The sequence below is a fragment of the Paraburkholderia phenazinium genome, from assembly GCF_900142845.1.
Lineage (GTDB): Bacteria > Pseudomonadota > Gammaproteobacteria > Burkholderiales > Burkholderiaceae > Paraburkholderia > Paraburkholderia phenazinium_A.
The window spans coordinates 1,202,718-1,221,422 of the sequence record NZ_FSRU01000001.1; the positions used below are offsets into that span (position 1 = coordinate 1,202,718).

Below are 18,705 nucleotides of genomic sequence, written 5' to 3' on the forward strand. Positions count from 1 at the left end.
ATGGTGCAGGAAGCAGGGAAGCGAGATGAACGAGAACAAGCCAGTCAGCAAGGTGTTGGTCCTTGAGGATTGTCCGGCGCACGTCGAAGCGATAAGGCAGTTCTGCGACGAGAACAACCTGATTGGCGTGAAGGTGGCCAAAAGCCGGCTCGCGTCGGCATTGCGCTCGAACTTCGATCTGGGGGCGATCTTCGTTTCCGGGAGCTACGGCGGATCGAGCGAAGAGAGCGCCGCGATTGCGCGCAAGATTCACGCGGCGCGGCCTGAGTTGCCGATCATCATGCGACGCGGCACGGACGCTGGGCCCGGCGACGTGCCGGCGGCGCTGGATGCGGTGGTGTGCGGCAGCTACGTGGCGAGCGATATGGCGTCGCTGCGCAAGCTGATCGACGAATATATTTTCAACCGCGAGTATCCGAATGCGCTGGTGCGCGGCATTGCGGAGCTGACGAGTGCGGTGCTGGCGAGTCTCTTCAGCGACATGGACGTCGCGGTGGATGCGCCCTGTATTGTGCGCGACCGCATTATCTTCGGCGAAGTGTTCAGCCTGATTCCGCTGGAGAGCACCTGGTGCCGCGGCTACATGATGATCCAGGCGGAAGAGGAGCCGATTCTCGATCTGCTCAACCGGCGTGAGACGTCCCAGGGTGCGGCCGATTTCCGCGATCTGAACAGTCTGCTCGGCGAGTTGACCAATCTGATCTGGGGCGCCTTCAAGAATCGCTACGTGGGCGACGCGGACGGCTTGTCGCATAGTCAGGTGCAGGTGCCGCTCCTGATCAACCATAAGCAGAAGTACATCTCATTCGGTTCGGAGAGCCCGCATTTGTGCTTTACGTACCGGTTGAAGGATGAGCAGTCGGGGCGCACGGTGACGCTGCATCAGCGTTTTGCCTTCAGCCTGAGCTGGTCGCCGGAAGACTTTCAGGAATTCGAACAAGCTGCCGGCGCGACGATAGGCGCGGGCGAGCTCGATTTATTTTGACTGATGCCATAGGAAACAGACATGTCGAAAATTCTGGTTGTGGATGACTCGAGCACGGTGCGCGACGAAGTGGCCGGCTTCCTGAGAAAGAACGGGCTGGACGTGGATACGGCCGTGGACGGCAAGGACGGCCTCACCAAGCTCAAGGGCAGCCCGGGCATCAAGCTCGTGATCAGCGACGTCAACATGCCGAATATGGACGGCCTGACGATGGTCGAGAAGATCCGCGGCGAACTGGGCAACAGCACGGTCAATGTGATCATGCTGACCACCGAGAGCAGCCCGGCCATGAAGGAACGCGGCAAGGCCGCCGGCGTCAAGGGCTGGATCGTCAAGCCGTTCAAGGGTGAGGCGGTGCTGGAGACGTTCCGCAAGCTGGCGGGCTGATTGCGGCGGTTGGAGTGATTCGGCGCATGCACGTAAAATCCGTGCATTCTGAATCGAGGAACCCATTCCATGGTGCCGGGCGCGGATAACCGGGTGGTGGGCAGCACGCGCTTCTGGAAAATCGACCGCGGCAATCGCAAGCTCGAAATCGGTCATACGGGGCTGTCCGCCTCGGTGCAGCGCTCAGGCGTGAATACCGAGGCCAAATTCCTGCTGCTGGGCCACGCGTTCGGGGTCATGGACTGCGTGCGCGTGCAATTCACGACCGACGAACTGAACCACAAGTCCCGTGCGGCCATCCTGAGGATTGGCGCAAAGCAGGAGGGTATCGTGCGTCACGAACGCATCATGCCGGACGGGCGTAAGCGAAATTCCGTGCGCTTCAGTATCATTGACGCCGAGTGGCCCGAGGTGCGCGCCGGCTTGGAGCAGAAGATGGCGCGCCCGGAGGGCTGAAAAGCCGCTGCGAGCGATAATCCGCCACCCCCGCATGACCTGCACGCGGCTGCGATAAAAACCGGAGAACCCATTTGACATCCGAGCCAATGATCGAGACATGGCTGGCCGAGGAGGCAGAAGTGCGCAGCCGGCTGGAGGCGGGGCCTGGCCCCGGGCTGGCGAGCCCCGGCCAGTTGGCCGGCAAGACGGGGCTTGAAGTCTTGCAGGCCATGCTGCGCGGCGAAATCCCGTATGCCGCGATTGCGAAGACGCTCGACTTCACGCTGATGGAGGTCAGCGAAGGCGTGGCCGTGTTTCAGGGCACCCCGCTCGCGCAGCACCTGAACCCGCTCGGCACGATTCACGGCGGCTGGTTCGCGACGCTGCTCGATTCGGCGCTCGGCTGTTCCGTGCATACCATGATGCCGCCGGGCCGCGGCTACACCACGGCCGAACTCAGCGTGAACTATGTGAAGGCGCTCACGCCCCGCGTGGCGCGCGTGCGCGCGCAGGGCAAGGTGATTCATTGCGGCCGCCAGCTGGCGACTGCCGAGGCTCGTCTCGTCGGCCCCGACGGCACCTTGTATGCCCACGCCACGACCACCTGTCTCGTGTTCGAGATTCCTCAACGATAATCCAGCGCGCTGCGAGGCGCGTTTGCCTGCCGTCGGCCGGGCCGCTGTGTTCCTATGCGGTGCAGCCCGGACGTTCAGCGGATTCCATTTACTTTGCGAGGGTCATCATCGATTCTGGATCACCCCTCCGGGCTGCGGCCCGGCATACCCAACCGGCGTCCGCCTCTGCACCCGTGTCCTCCATGCAGCCTATCGTCTCCGTCACGAATCTCTCCAAAACCTACGCTTCCGGCTTTCATGCGCTGAAAAACATCAATCTGTCGATCCGTCGCGGTGAGATTTTCGCGCTGCTGGGACCGAACGGCGCCGGCAAGACGACGCTCATCAGCATCATCTGCGGGATCGTGAAGGCGACCGAAGGCGCGGTGCTGGTGGATGGCCGCGATATCGCCACCGAATACCGCGCCGCGCGTTCGCTGATCGGACTGGTGCCGCAGGAACTGACCACCGACTCCTTCGAAACGGTCTGGGCCACGGTGTCGTTCAGCCGTGGACTGTTCGGCAAGCCGGCGAATCCCGCCTACATCGAGAAGGTCCTCAAGGATCTCTCACTGTGGGACAAGCGCAACAACAAGATCATCACGCTCTCGGGCGGCATGAAGCGGCGCGTTCTGATCGCCAAGGCGCTCTCGCACGAACCCCGCGTGCTGTTTCTCGACGAACCCACCGCCGGGGTCGACGTCGAACTGCGGCGCGACATGTGGCAACTGGTGCGCTCGCTGAGCGAAAGCGGCGTGACCATCATCCTCACCACGCACTATATCGACGAAGCCGAGGAGATGGCCGACCGGATCGGCGTGATCAACGGCGGCGAGATCATGCTGGTCGAAGAGAAGGCCGAGTTGATGCGCAAGCTCGGCAAGAAGCAACTGACGCTGCAACTCGAAAGCCCGCTGCAAGAGATACCGGCGACGCTCGCGGACTATCGTCTCGCGCTCTCGGGCGACGGCAACGAGTTGATCTATACCTACGACACGGAACGCGAGCGCAACAGCATCATCGCCTTGCTGAAGGCGCTGGAAGACGCAGGCATTCGCTTCAAGGATCTGCAGACCACGCAGAGTTCGCTTGAAGACATCTTTGTCAGCCTGCTAAGAGGTGACCAATGAACATTCACGCTATCAAGGCCATCTACAAGTTCGAGATGGCGCGCACCTGGCGCACGCTGATGCAAAGCATCATCGCGCCGGTGATCTCCACCTCGCTGTATTTCGTGGTGTTCGGCGCGGCCATCGGCTCGCGCATCAAGGAAGTGGATGGCATCAGTTATGGCGCGTTCATCGTGCCGGGTCTGATCATGCTGTCGCTGTTGTCGCAGAGCATCTCGAACGCGTCGTTCGGGATTTACTTTCCAAGGTTCACCGGCACGATCTACGAGTTGTTGTCGGCACCGGTCTCCTACCTGGAGATCGTGGTGAGCTATGTCGGTGCGGCCGCAACCAAATCGATCCTGCTCGGACTGATCATTCTCGCCACCGCGGGCCTGTTCGTGCCGCTGCAGGTGCAGCATCCGTTCTGGATGGTGCTGTTCCTGGTGCTCACGGCGGTGACCTTCAGCCTGTTCGGTTTCATCATCGGCATCTGGGCGGACAGTTTCGAGAAGCTGCAACTCGTGCCGCTGCTGATCATTACGCCGCTGACGTTTCTCGGCGGGAGCTTTTACGCCGTCAATATGCTGCCGCCGTTCTGGAAGATCGTGACCTTGTTCAATCCGATCGTCTATCTGGTGAGCGGCTTTCGCTGGAGCTTTTACGGCATGGCGGATGTGGACGTCGCCGTGAGCCTCGGCATGACCGCGCTGTTTCTGGCGATCTTCCTCGCAATCGTGGCGTGGATCTTCAAGACGGGTTACCGGTTGAAGACGTAGCCTTGCCTTGCCCGGCCGGCGGACCGGATGCGGCGCAACGTGAGACACTTTGGGCACTCTTAACACGATAGAAAGAGGTCCCGCCCATGTCCGTTGACGCCTCCCTGATCGACCGCTCCGCTCACGAAATCGTCGGCCTGCTGCAACGCGAAGAGGTCACGCCCCACGATCTGCTCGACACGCTGGCGTGGCGCGTCGAGCAGGTCGAGCCGCGCGTCAACGCGCTGCCCACGCTCTGCTGGGAGCGGGCGCATGCTCATGCCGACGCATTGCTCAAGCGCCCGGTCGCCGAGCGCGGCGTGCTGTGCGGGCTGCCGGTGCCGATCAAGGACCTGACCGACGTGGCCGGGGTTCGCACCACCCGCGGCTCGACGGTTTACGCCGAGCGGATACCCGAACGCTCCGACGCCGCCGTGACCCTGCTCGAAGCACGCGGCGGAGTCGTCTACGCGAAATCCAATACGCCCGAATTCGGCTCGGGCGGTCATACCTACAACAGCGTGCTCGGCATCACGCGCAATCCATGGGACCTGTCGCGCTCGGCAGGCGGCTCGTCCGGTGGGGCAGCGGCCGCGCTGGCCTCGCGGACCGCGTGGGTGGCTCACGGCTCGGACCTGGCCGGCTCGCTGCGCACGCCCTCGGCGTTCTGCGGTGTGGTCGGCTTGCGGCCTACGCCGGGCCGGGTGGCCACCGGGCCGGCCGCCAACCCGTTCGACACGCTCGCGGTCAACGGACCCATGGCGCGCAACGTGACCGACACGGCACTGCTGCTCGACGCGATGTGCGGCGAGCTTCCCGGTGCGCCGCTGGCGCTCGCCGAGCCCACGCGGCGTTTTCTCGACTGCGCGTTGCAACCGCAGCGTCCTGTGCGCATCGCGTTTAGCGAGGGGCTTGGCATTGCGAAGCCCGAGGCGGAGATTCTCGCGGTCTGTCGCAAGACCATGGACCGCCTGAGCGCGGCGGGTATCGGCGTGGATACGCCGGACATCGATCTGAGCGCTGCGCACAAGGCATTTCACGTGCTGCGCGGCGTCTCGTATGCGATGAACTACGAAGAGGTCCTCGCGCAGCATCGCGACATGATCAACCCGGACGTCATCTGGAACATCGAGTTCGGTCTGCAGCTTGAAGGGCGCGCGGTGTCTGCGGCCTATCGGACGCGCGGCGAGCTGTTCAACCGCACCGCGGCGCTGCTGGAACGCTATGACGTGCTGATCTGTCCGGCGACGATCGTGCCGCCGTTCCCCGTCGAAGAGCAATACGTCAAGGAAGCGGCAGGGCGGCAGTTCGACACCTATATCGACTGGCTCGCCATTACCTACGGCCTGACGATGCTCGGCGTGCCCGTGATGGCGATTCCGTGCGGGATGACCGCGAGCGGTTTGCCGGTGGGCATCCAGATTGCCGGCAAGCCGCGTGGCGAGGCTGCGTTGATATCGGCCGCGCGAGCGATCGAAGAGATCATCGGCACGTGGACGACAGGTCAGCCTGCGCTTTGACCGCCAGGTGTGCGACGGCCGATGGGGGCACCCGGCGCGAATCGCCGCGTGCCGGCCTACCATGCTTGCTGCATGCTTCGGCGGCAGTTATTGAAAACATCAATCGGACAGACTAGAGTTGTTCGGTCAGTCTTTGGCGAGGTCGCCCGAACCGGCCGGTGAGCGCGGGCGAAGCAAAGGCGCGTCCATGCGCGAAGCCCCCTGGAGTCACAGACGATGGAACAGAAGCACGAGAAGTACCAGCGCCTGATTGCGGCGTGTCAGGCGCTCGAACCGATGCCATGCGCGGTCGTCCATCCTTGCGATGAGAGCGCCTTGCGCGGCGCGGTGGATGCCGCAAAGCAGGGCCTGCTCCGTCCCATTCTCGTTGGCCCCGAGCAGAAAATCCGCGCCGTTGCGGCGCATTGCGAGCTCGACATCTCGGGTTACTCGATCGTCGACACCGCGCACAGCCACGCCTCGGCCGAGGCCGCGGTACGGCTTGCGCGCGAGAGCGCGGTCAGCGTGTTGATGAAGGGCAGCCTGCATACCGACGAATTGATGGGCGCTGTGGTCCATCGCGACGGCGGGCTGCGCACGGAACGGCGCATCAGCCACTGCTTCGTGATGGACGTGCCGGCGCTGAAGCAGCCGCTGATCATCAGCGATGCGGCTGTCAACATTGTCCCGACCTTGCTGGACAAGATGCACATCATCCAGAACGCGATCGATCTGGCCCATGCGCTGGGCTGCGCGTTGCCGAAGGTGGCGATACTTTCGGCAATCGAAACAGTCAACCCCAGTATGCCTACAACGGTTGAAGCCGGCGCGCTGTGCAAGATGGCCGATCGCGGACAGATCACCGGTGGACTGCTCGACGGGCCGCTCGCGCTCGACAATGCCATCGATCTGGCGGCTGCCAGGATCAAGCATATCGATTCGCCGGTAGCGGGCCAGGCCGACATTCTGATCGCGCCCGATCTCGAAGCGGGCAACATGCTCGCCAAGAGCCTGACCTTTCTGGCCGGCGCCGACGCGGCGGGGATCGTGCTGGGCGCGCGTCTGCCGATCGTCCTGACCAGCCGCGCCGACTCCTTGACCGCACGCCTCGCGTCCTGTGCGGTCGCCGCGTTGTTCGCGCAGTGGAAGCGGGAGCAGCCTGCCAAAGCGCTCGTCTGACGCGCAAGGTTGCGTTATTTTCAATCAGGGCTGCCAGGCGTTGCCGAGCGGCGCATGCCCGACTGAACCGGGTACTGAAGCAGACGCCAAACCAGGTATTGAACCGAGGCCGAGGCCATCATGGAGTTCGTCAAGACATTGCTTGAGCAGCAGCCGATGTTCGCCCTGTTCCTCACAATTGCGATCGGCTATGGCGTGGGAGAAATCAACATCAAGGGATTTTCTCTCGGCGTGGGAGCGGTTTTGTTCGTCGCGCTGGCGATTGGCTGGTTTGCACCCAGGTCGGCACCCGCGGCCATGATCGGCACGTTGGGCCTCGCGCTCTTCCTGTATGCGGTGGGGGCGCAGTACGGCAAGCAGTTCTTTCTCGGCTTCACCAGCGCCTATGGACGAAGGGCGAACCTGATCGCGCTGGTCGGCGTGTTGTTGTCCGGCGTGACGAGCCTCGTCTGCATGAGGGTCTATCAACTCAATCCCGGCCACGCGCTCGGGTTGTTCGCGGGTTCGGGCACGAGCACGGCCACGCTGCAGGCGGCCATTGCCGAACTCGGCAACGACGATCCCGCGGTGGGCTATTCGGTCGCCTATCCGTTCGGCGTGGCCGGGCCGATCGTGTTGCTGTACATCGCGTTTGCTATTTTCAAGCCGAAGATCGTCGCGCCTTCGGGCGGCGGCATGGAGATACTGGAGGTCTCGCTGGGCAATCCGCAATTCGCGGGCAAGACGGTGGCCGAACTGATGAGCGGTCTGCCGGGCGACGTGCAGGTCGTGGCGCGGCGGCGCGCGCATCACAACGAACCCGCCACGCCCGATCTGGTGCTGGCCGAGCATGACATCCTGCTGATGGTCGGCCCGAACCGCGCGACGCTCGATCTTGCGGGCAAGCGTCTCGGCGAGCCGGAGCCGGGCCGGATGCTCAAAGACCGCAAGCATCTCGACTACCTGAGGGTATTCGCTTCGCGACCGGCGATTGTGGGCCGGACGCTCGGCGAACTCGGCCTGCCGGGCGACAACGCCGCGGTCGTCGCCCATGTGCGCCGTGGCGACACCGATCTGCTGGCACGCTCGGACCTCGTGCTCGAGTTTGGCGACCGCGTGGGACTGCTCGCGAACCCCGCGGATTTCGCGGCGTTGCGCAAGTTCTTCGGCAATTCGATCAAGGGGACCGCGGAGTTCAGCTATATCTCGATCGGTATCGGCATGGCGCTCGGCTTCCTGCTCGGCGCGCTCAGCATTCCGCTACCGGGAATCGGCAAGGTCGGGCTAGGATTATCTGGAGTGCTGATCGTCGCGTTGATTCTCGGCAAATTGCGCCGCACCGCAGGCCTGAACTGGACCATTCCGCTCTCCGCCAATCTCGTGCTGCGCAATCTGGGGCTGACGGTGTTTCTGGCCCAGGTCGGCATGACCTCGGGTCCGCGGTTTGCCGCCACCGTCTCGGAGACGGGGCTGCTGATGCTGGGGCTCGGCGCCGTGGTGCTGCTCGCGCTTGCCGTCCCGGTGATTCTGCTGGGGATGTTCGTCTGCCGCATGTCGTTCGATCAGGTGGCGGGCATAGTCGCCGGCGCCTGCGGCAATCCGGCCATTCTGGCGTACGCCAACAAGCTGGCGCCGACGGACGAGCCCGATATCGGCTACGCGATGATTTTTCCGGGGATGACGATCGTCAAGATCCTGTTCGTCGACATCGTGCCGGTTTTCTTGCAGCATTGAGAGGGGCGGTCGCTGTTGCTGCCGCTGCTGACCAACTGGCCTGACCGGTGCTGCCGAAACTGTCTCTGTCGGCTAGCGCCCCGCGCCCACAAAATGACGGCTGGCCGACCATCCCGTTCAACCTGATCAAGCGGACAGACTGCAATGACACGACTTCGAATCACCTCCTGCGGCCACGAATTTATCGCCGAGACCCACCCGGACGCACCGCAGACGGTGGCCGCCTTCCTGAAACTGCTGCCATATCGCCAGAAGCTGATCCACGTCCGCTGGAGCGGCGAAGGCTGCTGGGTGCCGCTCGGCGACTTCAAGCTGGAAAACGACGGCCAGGCCGTGGGTTTCGAGAACCATACGAGCCACCCGTCGGTCGGCGACATTCTGTTTTACCCCGGCGGCTACAGCGAAACGGAGATCATCCTCGCCTATGGCTCGTGCTGCTTCGCCAGCAAGATGGGGCAACTGGCCGGCAATCACTTCCTGACGGTCGTCGAAGGCAAGGAACACCTGCGCGAACTCGGTACCAAGGTGCTGTGGGAAGGCGCGCAAGACGTGCTGTTCGAACGGGTCTAATCACGGCCTATTTGTCTGAGGTAAGCCTCCCGGTGCGGGGCGCAAGCCGGGCGTGATACGCTGATGAAGCAGGTGATCGAGCGAGCCCCGGCCGGGTCGGCGGGGTCATTTTTCTCCTCCTTCATGGCGGTAGGCCCCGATTCATGCCCGATACCCAACTCCGTCCGCTGCGCGCCTTTGCCGAGAGCCTTCGTCTGGACCAGGTCAATCTGACCGAGCGATGGATGCGGGCGGTGTTCCACGACACCGAACTGAGCGACGCCGACCGGCTGACCTACGAGCAGCTCTCCGACCATATTCCGGCCATCCTCGAGGAAATCTGCGGCGCGCTGGAGGAGCAGGACCTCGATCAGGTCGAGCCGGCCATCGAGCGTAACGCGCGCAAGCACGGCAAGCTGCGCTGGCGGCAAGGCTACCGGATCGACGAACTGGTGCGCGAACTCGATCTGTTCCGCCAGATGCTGGCCGGCCAGATTGTCCAGTTCAGCGAATCGCGGCCGTTTTTCACCCGGCGTCACGAGGAACGGGCCCGGCACTTCATCGACGAGGCAGTCAGCTTTGTCACGCTTACCTCGATTCGGGAAGTGCTCACCGAACGCGACCGGAAAATCGACGAATACACCGGCCGGCTGGAGCGCGCCAATCACGAACTCACCTTGAAGCAGAGGCTGGTGGGCGATCTGTACGAGTCGCGCATGCAGATCACGCGCAGCGTCGTGCACGATCTGCGCAACTTCCTGAATGTCTTTTCGATGGCGCTGCAACTGATGTCGCGCGCGCCGGCGAAGGTCGAAGCGGCGCTCGCGCTGGCGAACCGTCAGGCAGCGGACATGAAGGCGTTGGTGGACGAACTGGTCGAATATTCAGTGGTGCTTGGCGATAATCATCAAGCGGCTGTGGAGTGTTTCGACTTGCGCGGCCTGTTCGACGAACTGGTGGCTTCGTGCAGTCCCGCGGTCGAAGCCAAGGGTTTGCGCCTGACGGCTGCCTTCGACGATACATTGAGCACGATCGTGTCGAACCGGCTCAAGCTGAAGCAGGTGGCGCTCAACCTGCTGACCAACGCCGCGAAATATACCAAGGTGGGCCAGGTCGAACTGGCGATGACGGCGGCCGGCGAGGATCAATGGCGGTTGCGGGTGTCGGATACCGGCGTGGGAATCGGCGCATCGGATCGCGAACGGGTGTTCAAGGAATTCGAGCGGGCGACCGGCGACGATATTCCGGGCGCGGGTCTGGGGCTCGCGATTGTCCGTGAGTTGACGCGGGTGCTGGGCGGACAGATCCGCTTCGACTCGAATGAGGGCGAGGGGACGAGTTTTGAAATTACGTTTCCGGTGAGGCTCGAGGCGCGCGAGGGAGGGGAAGGGGGGCCTGCGTGAGCGGTTCGGTATGCTTGATAAGTTTTCGTGTTGTTGCTCTGCCGTTTTTGATTGCCTGCCGGTTGCGCGTCATGGAGCCCTACGTCTTTGCCGACGTGGGGTTTTTTCTTTGGCCGACCTGATATGACCCGGCCCGGCGGGTAGTACCGGGGTATCACCTTATCACCTTCCCTTCTGACGATGATGTTGGCTGTGGGATGGGTGCTGTGTGTGCTGGGTTTGCTGTGTGGCACGCGTACGCGTTGGCCGTTTGGCCAGGCTGAAATCCTGGGCCGCGCCCGATAGACTGGAATCGGGCTGCAACTTTCGGGTTCTGGTTCTTGCGCCGGGACGGACGGCGATCGCGCCGGGATTCTCGCGGTAGTTTCCCTGGATCCTTGTGGCACTTCGATCTAATTTCGGAGTTTTCGTATGTCCTATTTGTGAAATTTAGCGTAAAAGAGATAAATTTATCTTTGTGAGGATATTTTGTCTTGATCAATCGTGTCTGCTGATTCGGTCCGTGGCGTAGAAACAGTATCGGCATCGCCAACGGTGCGTGGCGATTCTTAAGTGGTTAAAAATTTCTGCAGATAATTTCGGAATCCATAAGAAATGCGACTGCTATGCGAGTTGCATTGTTCATAAGAGGAAGGGAGGAAATCTTGAATAAATATCGTAAGACCGTGTGGAACGCTTCGCCGGGTACCTCTGTGGTTGCCCCAGAGAAAACCCGTCGGCATGACAAAAGGTCACGCCGCAAGGTGCGCAGCGTGGCCAGGCTCGCTGCTGCCGTGGCGTCAGGCTGGTCGCTACAGATCGCTGTGCTTCCTGCGCTGTTCGCCGGTACGGCGGTTTTTGCGAACGAGGCTCAGGCGAATCCCGACGATTCACTTGCGCTTGGCAACGGCGCACAGGCAAGTGGCGCCGGTGCAGTCGCTGTCGGTTATATGGCGTCGGCGACGGACTTTGCGGCGCTGGCCGCCGGTACCCGAGCCGTCGCGGACAGTTCAGGCTCGACGGCGGTTGGAACGGACGCTGCGGCGCTGTCGACGAACGCAACCGTACTCGGTTCCGGCGCATCGACCGCCGACAATTCGGCGAATGCCATGGCGATGGGTCACAACGCCGCCGCTGCCGCCCCAAACACGCTGGCTATCGGTACGAGCAGCACGGCCGCCGGCGATAGCTCGGTTGCTTTCGGGTATGGCGCTTATACGTCGTCGGGCGCGTCCGGTTCGATGGCGCTCGGCACGAACGCGGTGGTCAACGCCCCGGATGCCGTTGCCTTGGGCGCGAATACGTGGGTCAACGCCCCAGGGGCGGTTGCACTCGGCGCGAACGCATCGGTCAGCGCGCCGGGGTCCGTTGCGCTTGGTGCGAATACGTCGGCGAGCGCTGCGGGTTCCGTTGCACTCGGTAACGGCTCGCTTGCCGATCGCGTGAATGCCGTCTCAATAGGTACGAGCTCGCAGCAGCGTCAGATTGTCAACGTGGCAGCGGGTACGCAGAATACCGACGCGGTCAACGTCGGCCAGCTCAAGGGTGTCACCACGGCAATCGGCGGCGGTGCGGCCGTCAACCCGGACGGCACGCTTCAGCAACCCGCGTTCGCGGTGAACGGCCGCACTTATGCGGACATCTCCGCGGCGCTCGCGGCGGCCGGTAGCGCTTCGGATGACACGGTGCGGTACGACTCGGCGCTGCACAAAGTCGTGACGCTAGGCGGTGCCGGCGCCAAGACACCGGTGTTGCTGACCAACGTGGCAGCGGGTGCAAAGAACACGGATGCGGTGAATGCCGGTCAGTTGAAGAGTCTGGGGGCTAGCCTGGACACTGGCGGCAATGTCCTGAATAGTTTTGCTGCTTACGACACTGTGGTGCAAGATTCCATCACGCTCAAGGGAGCCGCCGGCACGAAGATAACCGGTCTCGCGGCGGGCAGCCTGGGAGCAGGGAGCACGGATGCCGTCAACGGTTCGCAGTTGTACCAGACGAACCAGGATGTGGCGAATCTGGCAGGGGTGGCGGCGACTACGCGGGGTAACGTCGCGAACGTGACCAACGCGATGAATAGCATCGTCAACGGTGGTGGGGTCAAGTATTTACATGCGAATTCCACGCTGGCCGATTCGTCGGCGACAGGCTTGAACGCGGTTGCCATCGGCGGTAACGCCAGTGCAACGGCAACCAGCTCGGTGGCCATCGGAAGCGGTGCGCTGGCGGATCGGGTCAATGCCATCTCTGTTGGCAGCAGCTCACAGCAGCGTCAGATCATCAACGTGGCAGCCGGCACGCAGGATACCGACGTGGTGAACGTCAGCCAGTTGAAGAACCTTGGAGCCCAGATGGACTCCAGCGGCAATCTGATGAACAGTTTCGTTACGTACGACGACTTGTCGAATAGCACCGTGACATTGGGCGGTACCGCAGCAAAGGTTCCGGTCACGCTCACGAACGTGGCTTCCGGCGCGGTGAACGCGCGCAGCGCGGACGCCGTGAACGGCTCGCAGTTGTACGCGCATGCTGCCAGCACGGCGGCGGCTTTGGGTGGCGGCTCGAAAGTGAACGCAGACGGCACGTTGAGCGCGCCTGCCTACAGCATTGGCGGCAACACTTATGGCGACGTGGGCGCAGCACTCGCGGCTACCGTGATGTACGACTCCAGCGAGCACGGCAGTGTGACGCTAGGCCATGCCGGTACGCCTGTGCGGATCGCCAACGTCGCAGCAGGGACGCTGGCGGCCGACAGTTCCGATGCGGTCAATGGCACCCAGTTGTACGCCACCAACCAGAGTGTCGACCAGAACACCAGCAACATCACCCAAAACACGAACGACATCGCAAAGAACGCCGGCGATATCACCCACCTCGATACGCGTGTCACGACGGTCGAAGGTTCGGTCACTAACCTGACCAGCCAGATCAACACGGGGACAGTGGGTCTGCTGCAACAGGATCCAACCTCGCGCAATCTGAGCGTGGGCAAGGAGACGGACGGCGCCCAGGTCGACTTGACGGGGACAGCCGGCGCGCGTGAATTGCTAGGCGTCGCCGCGGGCACGACCGATGGCTCCGCGGTCAACATGGGCCAACTCAAGCCGGTCGTCTCGGCGTTGGGCGGCGGCGCGCAGATCAATGCGGACGGTTCCGTGACGGGGCCCACTTACCACATGCAGGGCGGCACGCAAACCACAGTAGGCGACGCCCTTGGCTCGCTCGACAACGGTCTGACGACCCTGCAGCAGAACATCGCCGCGGGCAACATCGGTCTCGTCACACAGGACGCGACGAGTCGAATCATCAATGTGGGCGGGGCGACCGACGGCACGCTGATCAATCTGGCCGGCACCGCGGGTAACCGCGTCGTGACCGGCGTAGCGCCCGGAGCGGTCAATGCCGCCAGCACGGACGCCGTTAACGGCTCGCAACTGTATGCGCATGCCGCGAGCACGGCGGTGGCGCTCGGTGGCGGCTCGACCGTGAACGCCGACGGCACGATTACGGCGCCGAGCTATAGCGTCGGCGGAACGAGCGTGAACAGTGTGGGCGGTGCGCTTGGCAATCTGGATGGCCGCGTCACGCAGAACACTTCGGACATCGCGAGCCTGCAAACCACAGTCGGCTCCATCAGCGGAACCGTGGCGAACGCGGTGCAGTACGACAGTTCCGCCCACAACTCGGTCACGCTGGGCGGCTCGGCCAGCGCGCCGGCGGTGAAGCTAACCAACCTGCAGGCCGGGACCTTGTCGGCGACCAGCACGGATGCTGTCACCGGCGCGCAACTCTGGACCACGAACCAGCAGGTCAACGATCTCACGCAAGCGGTGCAGAACGTGCAAACGACCGGCAACACCGGTATCTCGACCAATACCGACGGCACCCCGGCGGCGGCAACCGGTAAGGACTCGATGGCGATTGGCGGCGGTGCAACGGCAAGCGGCGCGAACTCGGTTGCCATCGGCCAGGGTTCGGTGGCCGATCAGCCGAACACGGTGTCGGTGGGGGCGCCCGGCAACGAGCGGCGCCTCACCAACGTCGCGAACGGCGTGGCGCCGACTGACGCCGTCAACATGGGGCAATTCCAGTCGGGCATGAGCGATCTGGCGCGCAACGCCTACAGCGGGACCGCATCGGCCATTGCGCTGACCATGATCCCGGATGTCGATGCGAACAAGAATCTCGCCATCGGCGTGGGTACGTCGGGATACAAGGGCTATCAGGCGATGGCGGTGGGATTGTCGGCGCGCGTCACGCAGAACCTGAAGGTCAAGCTCGGCGCCGGTATCAGTTCGGCCACGACGACGGTCGGTGCCGGTGCGGCGTATCAGTGGTAGCGCATTGAGCGACACGTCAGGCGCCGGTCTGCGCGCCCGACGCTGAATGGCGAAGGCTTAAGCGCCACCCCACACGCGTTCTCCAGTGGGGTGGCGCTCTAGCCGCCGCGATCAACCAAACAGCTTCACCGCTTGCAGCAGCGTATTCACCACGCCCCACGCAAGCGGGATCAGCACATACAACCAGAAGACGGCAAGTTTGGCCGTGGAGGTAGGCTGGTGATTTTGAATCGTGCTCATATCGATCTCCCTTTATTGGCCGCTCTTGAGCTGCGCATCGCTCATGTGGTGTTTCTCGTGCACCCCTTTGACCAGCAGATTGCAGACAAAGCCGACGACCAGCAGGACCACCATGATATGCACGGTCATCGTGTACGCATCCGCTTTGGCTACGCCATGCGCCACTTCATAGGCACGGATGTAGTTCACCAGCACGGGGCCGGCTACGCCCGCGGCCGCCCATGCCGTCAGCAGACGGCCGTGAATGCCGCCGACGAAAGCCGTGCCGAACATATCCGCCAGGTAGGCAGGTACCGTCGCGAAGCCGCCGCCGTACATCGACAGGATCACGCAGTAGGCGAGCACGAACAGCGCAATCTGCCCCGAGGCGGCGAAGCCCGGCACGAGGTAGTACAGCACGGCGCCGAGCGCGAAGAAGATGAAATAGGTGTTCTTGCGGCCAATCCAGTCGGACGCGGAGGCCCACACAAAGCGTCCGCCCATGTTGAAGAGCGACAGCAGTCCGACGAAGCCCGCGGCCGCCGCGGCCGTCACTGTGTTCTTGAAGCTCTCCTGAATCATCACCGAGGCCTGGCCGAGAATGCCGATGCCCGCCGTCACGTTGAGAAACAGCACGAGCCAGATCAGATAGAACTGCGGGGTCTTCAACGCCTCGTCGATATGCACGTGATTGCGCGAGATCATCTTCTTCTGGGTGGCGACGGGCGGTGTCCAGCCGTCCGGTTTCCAGTCGGCGGGCGGTACGCGGATGGCGAGCGCGCCGATCGACATGGAGATGAAATACGCAATGCCCAGTACTACGAAGGTTTCGGCCACACCGTTGCTGGTCGCGTTGCGGAAGTGATTCATCAGCGCGACGGACAGCGGGGCGGCAATCATCGCACCGCCGCCGAAGCCCATGATCGCCATGCCGGTCGCCATGCCGCGACGGTCGGGGAACCAGCGGATCAGCGTCGAAACCGGCGACACATAACCGAGCCCCAGGCCAATGCCGCCGATCACGCCATAGCCGAGATACAGCAACGCGATCTGATGCATCCAGACCCCGAGCGCCGCGACCAGAAAGCCGCCGCCGAAGCAGCATGCGGCGGTAAACATCGTGCGGCGCGGTCCCACCCGTTCGAGCCACTTGCCCGCGAATGCCGCCGACAAACCGAGGCACACGATCGCCAGCGAAAAGATCCAGCCGAGCGTGGTGAGCGACCAGTCGTCCGGCGCGGATTGCGTGATGCCGATCACCTTCGTGAGCGGCCCGTTGAACACCGAGAACGCGTACGCCTGGCCGATACACAGATGCACGGCGAGCGCGGCGGGCGGCACCATCCAGCGCGAGAAGCCCGGGCCTGCCACGGTGGCCTGTTTGGAAAAGAATGGGGCAGAGCCTGACTTCCCCCTCGGCTCGGTAATGCTGCTCATGATCAGTCTCCGTTTGCGTGTCTTGTTTGGTTTGTTATCGGCGCTTGCTGCCAACGCTTGAGCGTCGCAGCGTGACGGGCATGCTCCGCCTCGTCGCGCGATATATGCTTCCGGGTTTCATATTGGACCGAGAAGCACACGCAGAACAGGTGGTAGTCACACCGTCTACCAAACGATATGTTGTGCCTCATGCATTAGCAATATGAGATAGGAGTGCATAAGGTGTTCGCCTGGTATTGGACTGGAGTTCGAGAGGCGGCCGGCGTCGCCCCGTTTTGCAGCGCGCAAAAAAGCAGAATGCCGCGCAGGGCGGCATGGCGGGAGCTCAGTCAGCGAGCGGGAGAAGGGGACGACGTGTCCTCGGACACCGTCTCGCCGCCGCGCAATTCTGCGCCGCAGCATGGAGTCAGGAAACGTTGCGGCCGGTTTTCATGCGCGCGGCGACCAGCAGCGAGATCAGGCAACCGACGCCGAGATAAGCCGCCACCGGATGCCACGATCCGTCCGCGAGGTTGACCAGCCCGACGGCGATAAACGGCGTGAAGCCGCCGCCGACCACGCTCGCCACCTGGTAGCCGACGCCCGCGCCCGAGTAGCGGTACTCGGTGCCGAACAGTTCGGTGAACATCGGCTGCTGCACGCTCACCACCATGTCGTGCGCAACGTTGGCCAGCATCACCGCGAAGATCACGATCCACACCGTGGCGCGCGCCTCGAGTGCGAGGAAGAACGGCACCGCGCTTAGCATGCCGACCAGCGCGCCGACCATGTAGACGCGCCGGCGGCCGAAGCGATCGGCGGCCATCGCGAAGCACGGGATCGTCACGCAACTGAGCGCGCCGACCAGCAAGCCGATGTTCAGGAAGAAGGTGCGCGGCATGCCCAGGTTGGCGGTCGAATAGTTCAGCGCGAAAGCGGTCACGATATACATCGTGAAGAGCTCGGCGAGGCGTAGCGCGATGATCAGCAGGAACGCCTTGGGGTGCGTGAGCAACGCCTCGACGATCGGCAGCCGCGGCCGGGTCGTACCTTTTTCGACGACCTTCTCGACGAACTCCTTCGACTCTTCCATGTTCGAGCGGATCCACAGCGCGATCAGCACCAGCACCACGCTGAACAGGAACGGCAGACGCCAGCCCCACGCGAGGAAGGTGGCGTTGTCCATCGAGTGGCTGATGATCGACACGAGCCCGGTGGCGAGCACGAGGCCAACCCCGTAGCCCACCTGCACGCCGCTGCTGTAGAACGCCTTCTTTTTCTCGGGCGCGCTTTCGACGGCCATCAGCGCCGCGCCGCCCCATTCGCCGCCGACCGCAAAGCCCTGAATCGCCCGCAGCGTCACGAGCAACACCGGCGCCCACCAGCCGATGCTGAGAAACGACGGCAGCAGCCCGATCGCGGCCGTCGACAGGCCCATCATCATGACGGTCAGCACCAGCATGCGCTTGCGGCCGAGCCGGTCGCCGTAGTGGCCGAAGATGAAGCCGCCGAGCGGCCTGAACAGGAAGCCGACACCGAATGTCGCGAATGCCGCGAGTGTGCCCATTGCCGGGCTAACGTGCGGAAAGAACTGGCTGTTGAAGACGAGGGCGGCGACGATGCCGTACAGGAGGAAGTCGTACCAGTCGACCACTGCGCCGACAAAACTGCCGAGGGCTGCGCGGCGGGCCCGGCTTCCGTTGATGGTCCCGTCGGCTCGGGCCGCTGTCGATACTGCTAGGGTCATGACGTGTCTCCTTCCTGATATCTGAACTGCAGACGAGGGGTCGCGCTGAAGGCGGTGCCCGATACCAGGTGGCCGCCGCTGTGCGTGATCTGCTGCAAGAGTCCCCGAAGAATAGTGAGGCGCGGCGCCGTCGACAATCCATGGTTAGGGCAAATTGCGCGATTGGCGCACGGAGATGCGCGCATAGCGCGCGTTTTCCGCGTTAACACCGAGGCGCCTGTAAGCGGCAGAGTCCGCTTACAGCGCAGCAGTGAGCACATGCTTACCGCCCTGGCTACGTGGTATTTGCTTGTGTCTGCACTGTCGGGCGGCCGCCATGGTACCTTGATGTTGCTGTCGAAGAGCATAGCGAGTTGATATACTACATACGAAA

At 63.1% G+C, this 18,705-nt stretch carries 14 protein-coding genes and 1 pseudogene; 12 read left to right on the top strand and 3 right to left on the bottom strand.

Annotated features, from left to right (window positions below; genetic code table 11):
- Positions 1-25 precede the first annotated feature (25 nt).
- The 12 genes and pseudogenes from BUS12_RS05200 to BUS12_RS05255 all read left to right on the top strand — a co-directional run bounded on the left by BUS12_RS05200 (position 26) and on the right by BUS12_RS05255 (position 14,950).
- Positions 26-985: a chemotaxis protein CheX gene (locus tag BUS12_RS05200; protein WP_074294554.1), complete on the top strand. Its 960-nt coding sequence runs from the start codon at positions 26-28 to the stop codon at positions 983-985.
- Between the two features lie 21 nt (positions 986-1,006).
- Positions 1,007-1,372, top strand: coding sequence for a response regulator (locus BUS12_RS05205; protein ID WP_074294555.1), 366 nt, complete (start codon positions 1,007-1,009; stop codon positions 1,370-1,372).
- A gap of 90 nt (positions 1,373-1,462) precedes the next feature.
- A pseudogene (locus tag BUS12_RS05210) lies at positions 1,463-1,828 on the top strand (GNAT family N-acetyltransferase); the annotation flags it as partial.
- Positions 1,829-1,917: 89 nt separating this feature from the next.
- Positions 1,918-2,445 carry a PaaI family thioesterase gene (locus BUS12_RS05215; RefSeq protein WP_083640252.1) on the top strand — a complete coding sequence of 176 codons (528 nt, stop codon included), beginning with the start codon at positions 1,918-1,920 and terminating at the stop codon, positions 2,443-2,445.
- 182 nt (positions 2,446-2,627) lie between these two features.
- A complete protein-coding gene (locus BUS12_RS05220) occupies positions 2,628-3,554 on the top strand; it encodes an ABC transporter ATP-binding protein (RefSeq protein ID WP_074294557.1) in 927 nt (308 codons plus the stop codon).
- Entirely contained in the window at positions 3,551-4,312 is a 762-nt protein-coding gene (locus tag BUS12_RS05225; RefSeq protein WP_074294558.1) for an ABC transporter permease, read from the top strand. Before BUS12_RS05220 ends, BUS12_RS05225 begins: the two co-directional genes overlap by 4 nt.
- 86 nt (positions 4,313-4,398) lie before the next feature.
- Complete coding sequence (locus BUS12_RS05230) at positions 4,399-5,811, top strand: amidase (protein WP_074294559.1); 1,413 nt, start codon at positions 4,399-4,401, stop codon at positions 5,809-5,811.
- 201 nt (positions 5,812-6,012) lie between these two features.
- The gene (locus tag BUS12_RS05235) at positions 6,013-6,969 is read left to right on the top strand and encodes a phosphate acetyltransferase (RefSeq protein WP_290439569.1); all 957 of its coding nucleotides are present in this window, start codon (positions 6,013-6,015) and stop codon (positions 6,967-6,969) included.
- 120 nt (positions 6,970-7,089) lie between these two features.
- The gene (locus BUS12_RS05240) at positions 7,090-8,682 is read left to right on the top strand and encodes an aspartate:alanine exchanger family transporter (protein ID WP_074294561.1); all 1,593 of its coding nucleotides are present in this window, start codon (positions 7,090-7,092) and stop codon (positions 8,680-8,682) included.
- A gap of 144 nt (positions 8,683-8,826) precedes the next feature.
- The gene (locus BUS12_RS05245) at positions 8,827-9,252 is read left to right on the top strand and encodes a DUF3830 family protein (RefSeq protein ID WP_074294562.1); all 426 of its coding nucleotides are present in this window, start codon (positions 8,827-8,829) and stop codon (positions 9,250-9,252) included.
- Positions 9,253-9,395: 143 nt separating this feature from the next.
- On the top strand, positions 9,396-10,634 hold the full coding sequence (locus tag BUS12_RS05250; RefSeq protein WP_074294563.1) for a sensor histidine kinase: 1,239 nt from the start codon (positions 9,396-9,398) through the stop codon (positions 10,632-10,634).
- A 605-nt stretch (positions 10,635-11,239) separates the two neighbouring features.
- Positions 11,240-14,950 (top strand): YadA family autotransporter adhesin, encoded by a 3,711-nt coding sequence (locus tag BUS12_RS05255; protein ID WP_143788265.1) that lies wholly within the window; start codon positions 11,240-11,242, stop codon positions 14,948-14,950.
- Positions 14,951-15,061: 111 nt separating this feature from the next.
- On the opposite strand, the gene BUS12_RS05260 is transcribed toward BUS12_RS05255, so the two are convergent.
- The 3 genes from BUS12_RS05260 to shiA form a co-directional block, all read right to left on the bottom strand.
- Positions 15,062-15,190 carry an MFS transporter small subunit gene (locus BUS12_RS05260; RefSeq protein ID WP_074294565.1) on the bottom strand — a complete coding sequence of 43 codons (129 nt, stop codon included), beginning with the start codon at positions 15,188-15,190 and terminating at the stop codon, positions 15,062-15,064.
- 12 nt (positions 15,191-15,202) lie between these two features.
- The gene (locus BUS12_RS05265) at positions 15,203-16,606 is read right to left on the bottom strand and encodes an L-lactate MFS transporter (protein WP_074294566.1); all 1,404 of its coding nucleotides are present in this window, start codon (positions 16,604-16,606) and stop codon (positions 15,203-15,205) included.
- Positions 16,607-17,012: 406 nt separating this feature from the next.
- Entirely contained in the window at positions 17,013-18,332 is a 1,320-nt protein-coding gene (shiA, locus tag BUS12_RS05270) for a shikimate transporter (protein WP_074294567.1), read from the bottom strand.
- Positions 18,333-18,705: the final 373 nt, after the last annotated feature.

What these genes read in the sequence shown, in the direction of transcription:
- BUS12_RS05255 (WP_143788265.1), top strand. Translation starts at nt 11,240, where the DNA reads ATGCGAGTTGCATTGTTCATAAGAGGAAGGGAGGAAATCTTGAATAAA.
- BUS12_RS05265 (WP_074294566.1), bottom strand. Translation starts at nt 16,606, where the DNA reads ATGAGCAGCATTACCGAGCCGAGGGGGAAGTCAGGCTCTGCCCCATTC.
- BUS12_RS05220 (WP_074294557.1), top strand. Translation starts at nt 2,628, where the DNA reads ATGCAGCCTATCGTCTCCGTCACGAATCTCTCCAAAACCTACGCTTCC.
- BUS12_RS05240 (WP_074294561.1), top strand. Translation starts at nt 7,090, where the DNA reads ATGGAGTTCGTCAAGACATTGCTTGAGCAGCAGCCGATGTTCGCCCTG.
- BUS12_RS05200 (WP_074294554.1), top strand. Translation starts at nt 26, where the DNA reads ATGAACGAGAACAAGCCAGTCAGCAAGGTGTTGGTCCTTGAGGATTGT.
- BUS12_RS05250 (WP_074294563.1), top strand. Translation starts at nt 9,396, where the DNA reads ATGCCCGATACCCAACTCCGTCCGCTGCGCGCCTTTGCCGAGAGCCTT.
- BUS12_RS05205 (WP_074294555.1), top strand. Translation starts at nt 1,007, where the DNA reads ATGTCGAAAATTCTGGTTGTGGATGACTCGAGCACGGTGCGCGACGAA.
- BUS12_RS05225 (WP_074294558.1), top strand. Translation starts at nt 3,551, where the DNA reads ATGAACATTCACGCTATCAAGGCCATCTACAAGTTCGAGATGGCGCGC.
- shiA (WP_074294567.1), bottom strand. Translation starts at nt 18,332, where the DNA reads ATGACCCTAGCAGTATCGACAGCGGCCCGAGCCGACGGGACCATCAAC.
- BUS12_RS05245 (WP_074294562.1), top strand. Translation starts at nt 8,827, where the DNA reads ATGACACGACTTCGAATCACCTCCTGCGGCCACGAATTTATCGCCGAG.
- BUS12_RS05215 (WP_083640252.1), top strand. Translation starts at nt 1,918, where the DNA reads ATGATCGAGACATGGCTGGCCGAGGAGGCAGAAGTGCGCAGCCGGCTG.
- BUS12_RS05230 (WP_074294559.1), top strand. Translation starts at nt 4,399, where the DNA reads ATGTCCGTTGACGCCTCCCTGATCGACCGCTCCGCTCACGAAATCGTC.
- BUS12_RS05260 (WP_074294565.1), bottom strand. Translation starts at nt 15,190, where the DNA reads ATGAGCACGATTCAAAATCACCAGCCTACCTCCACGGCCAAACTTGCC.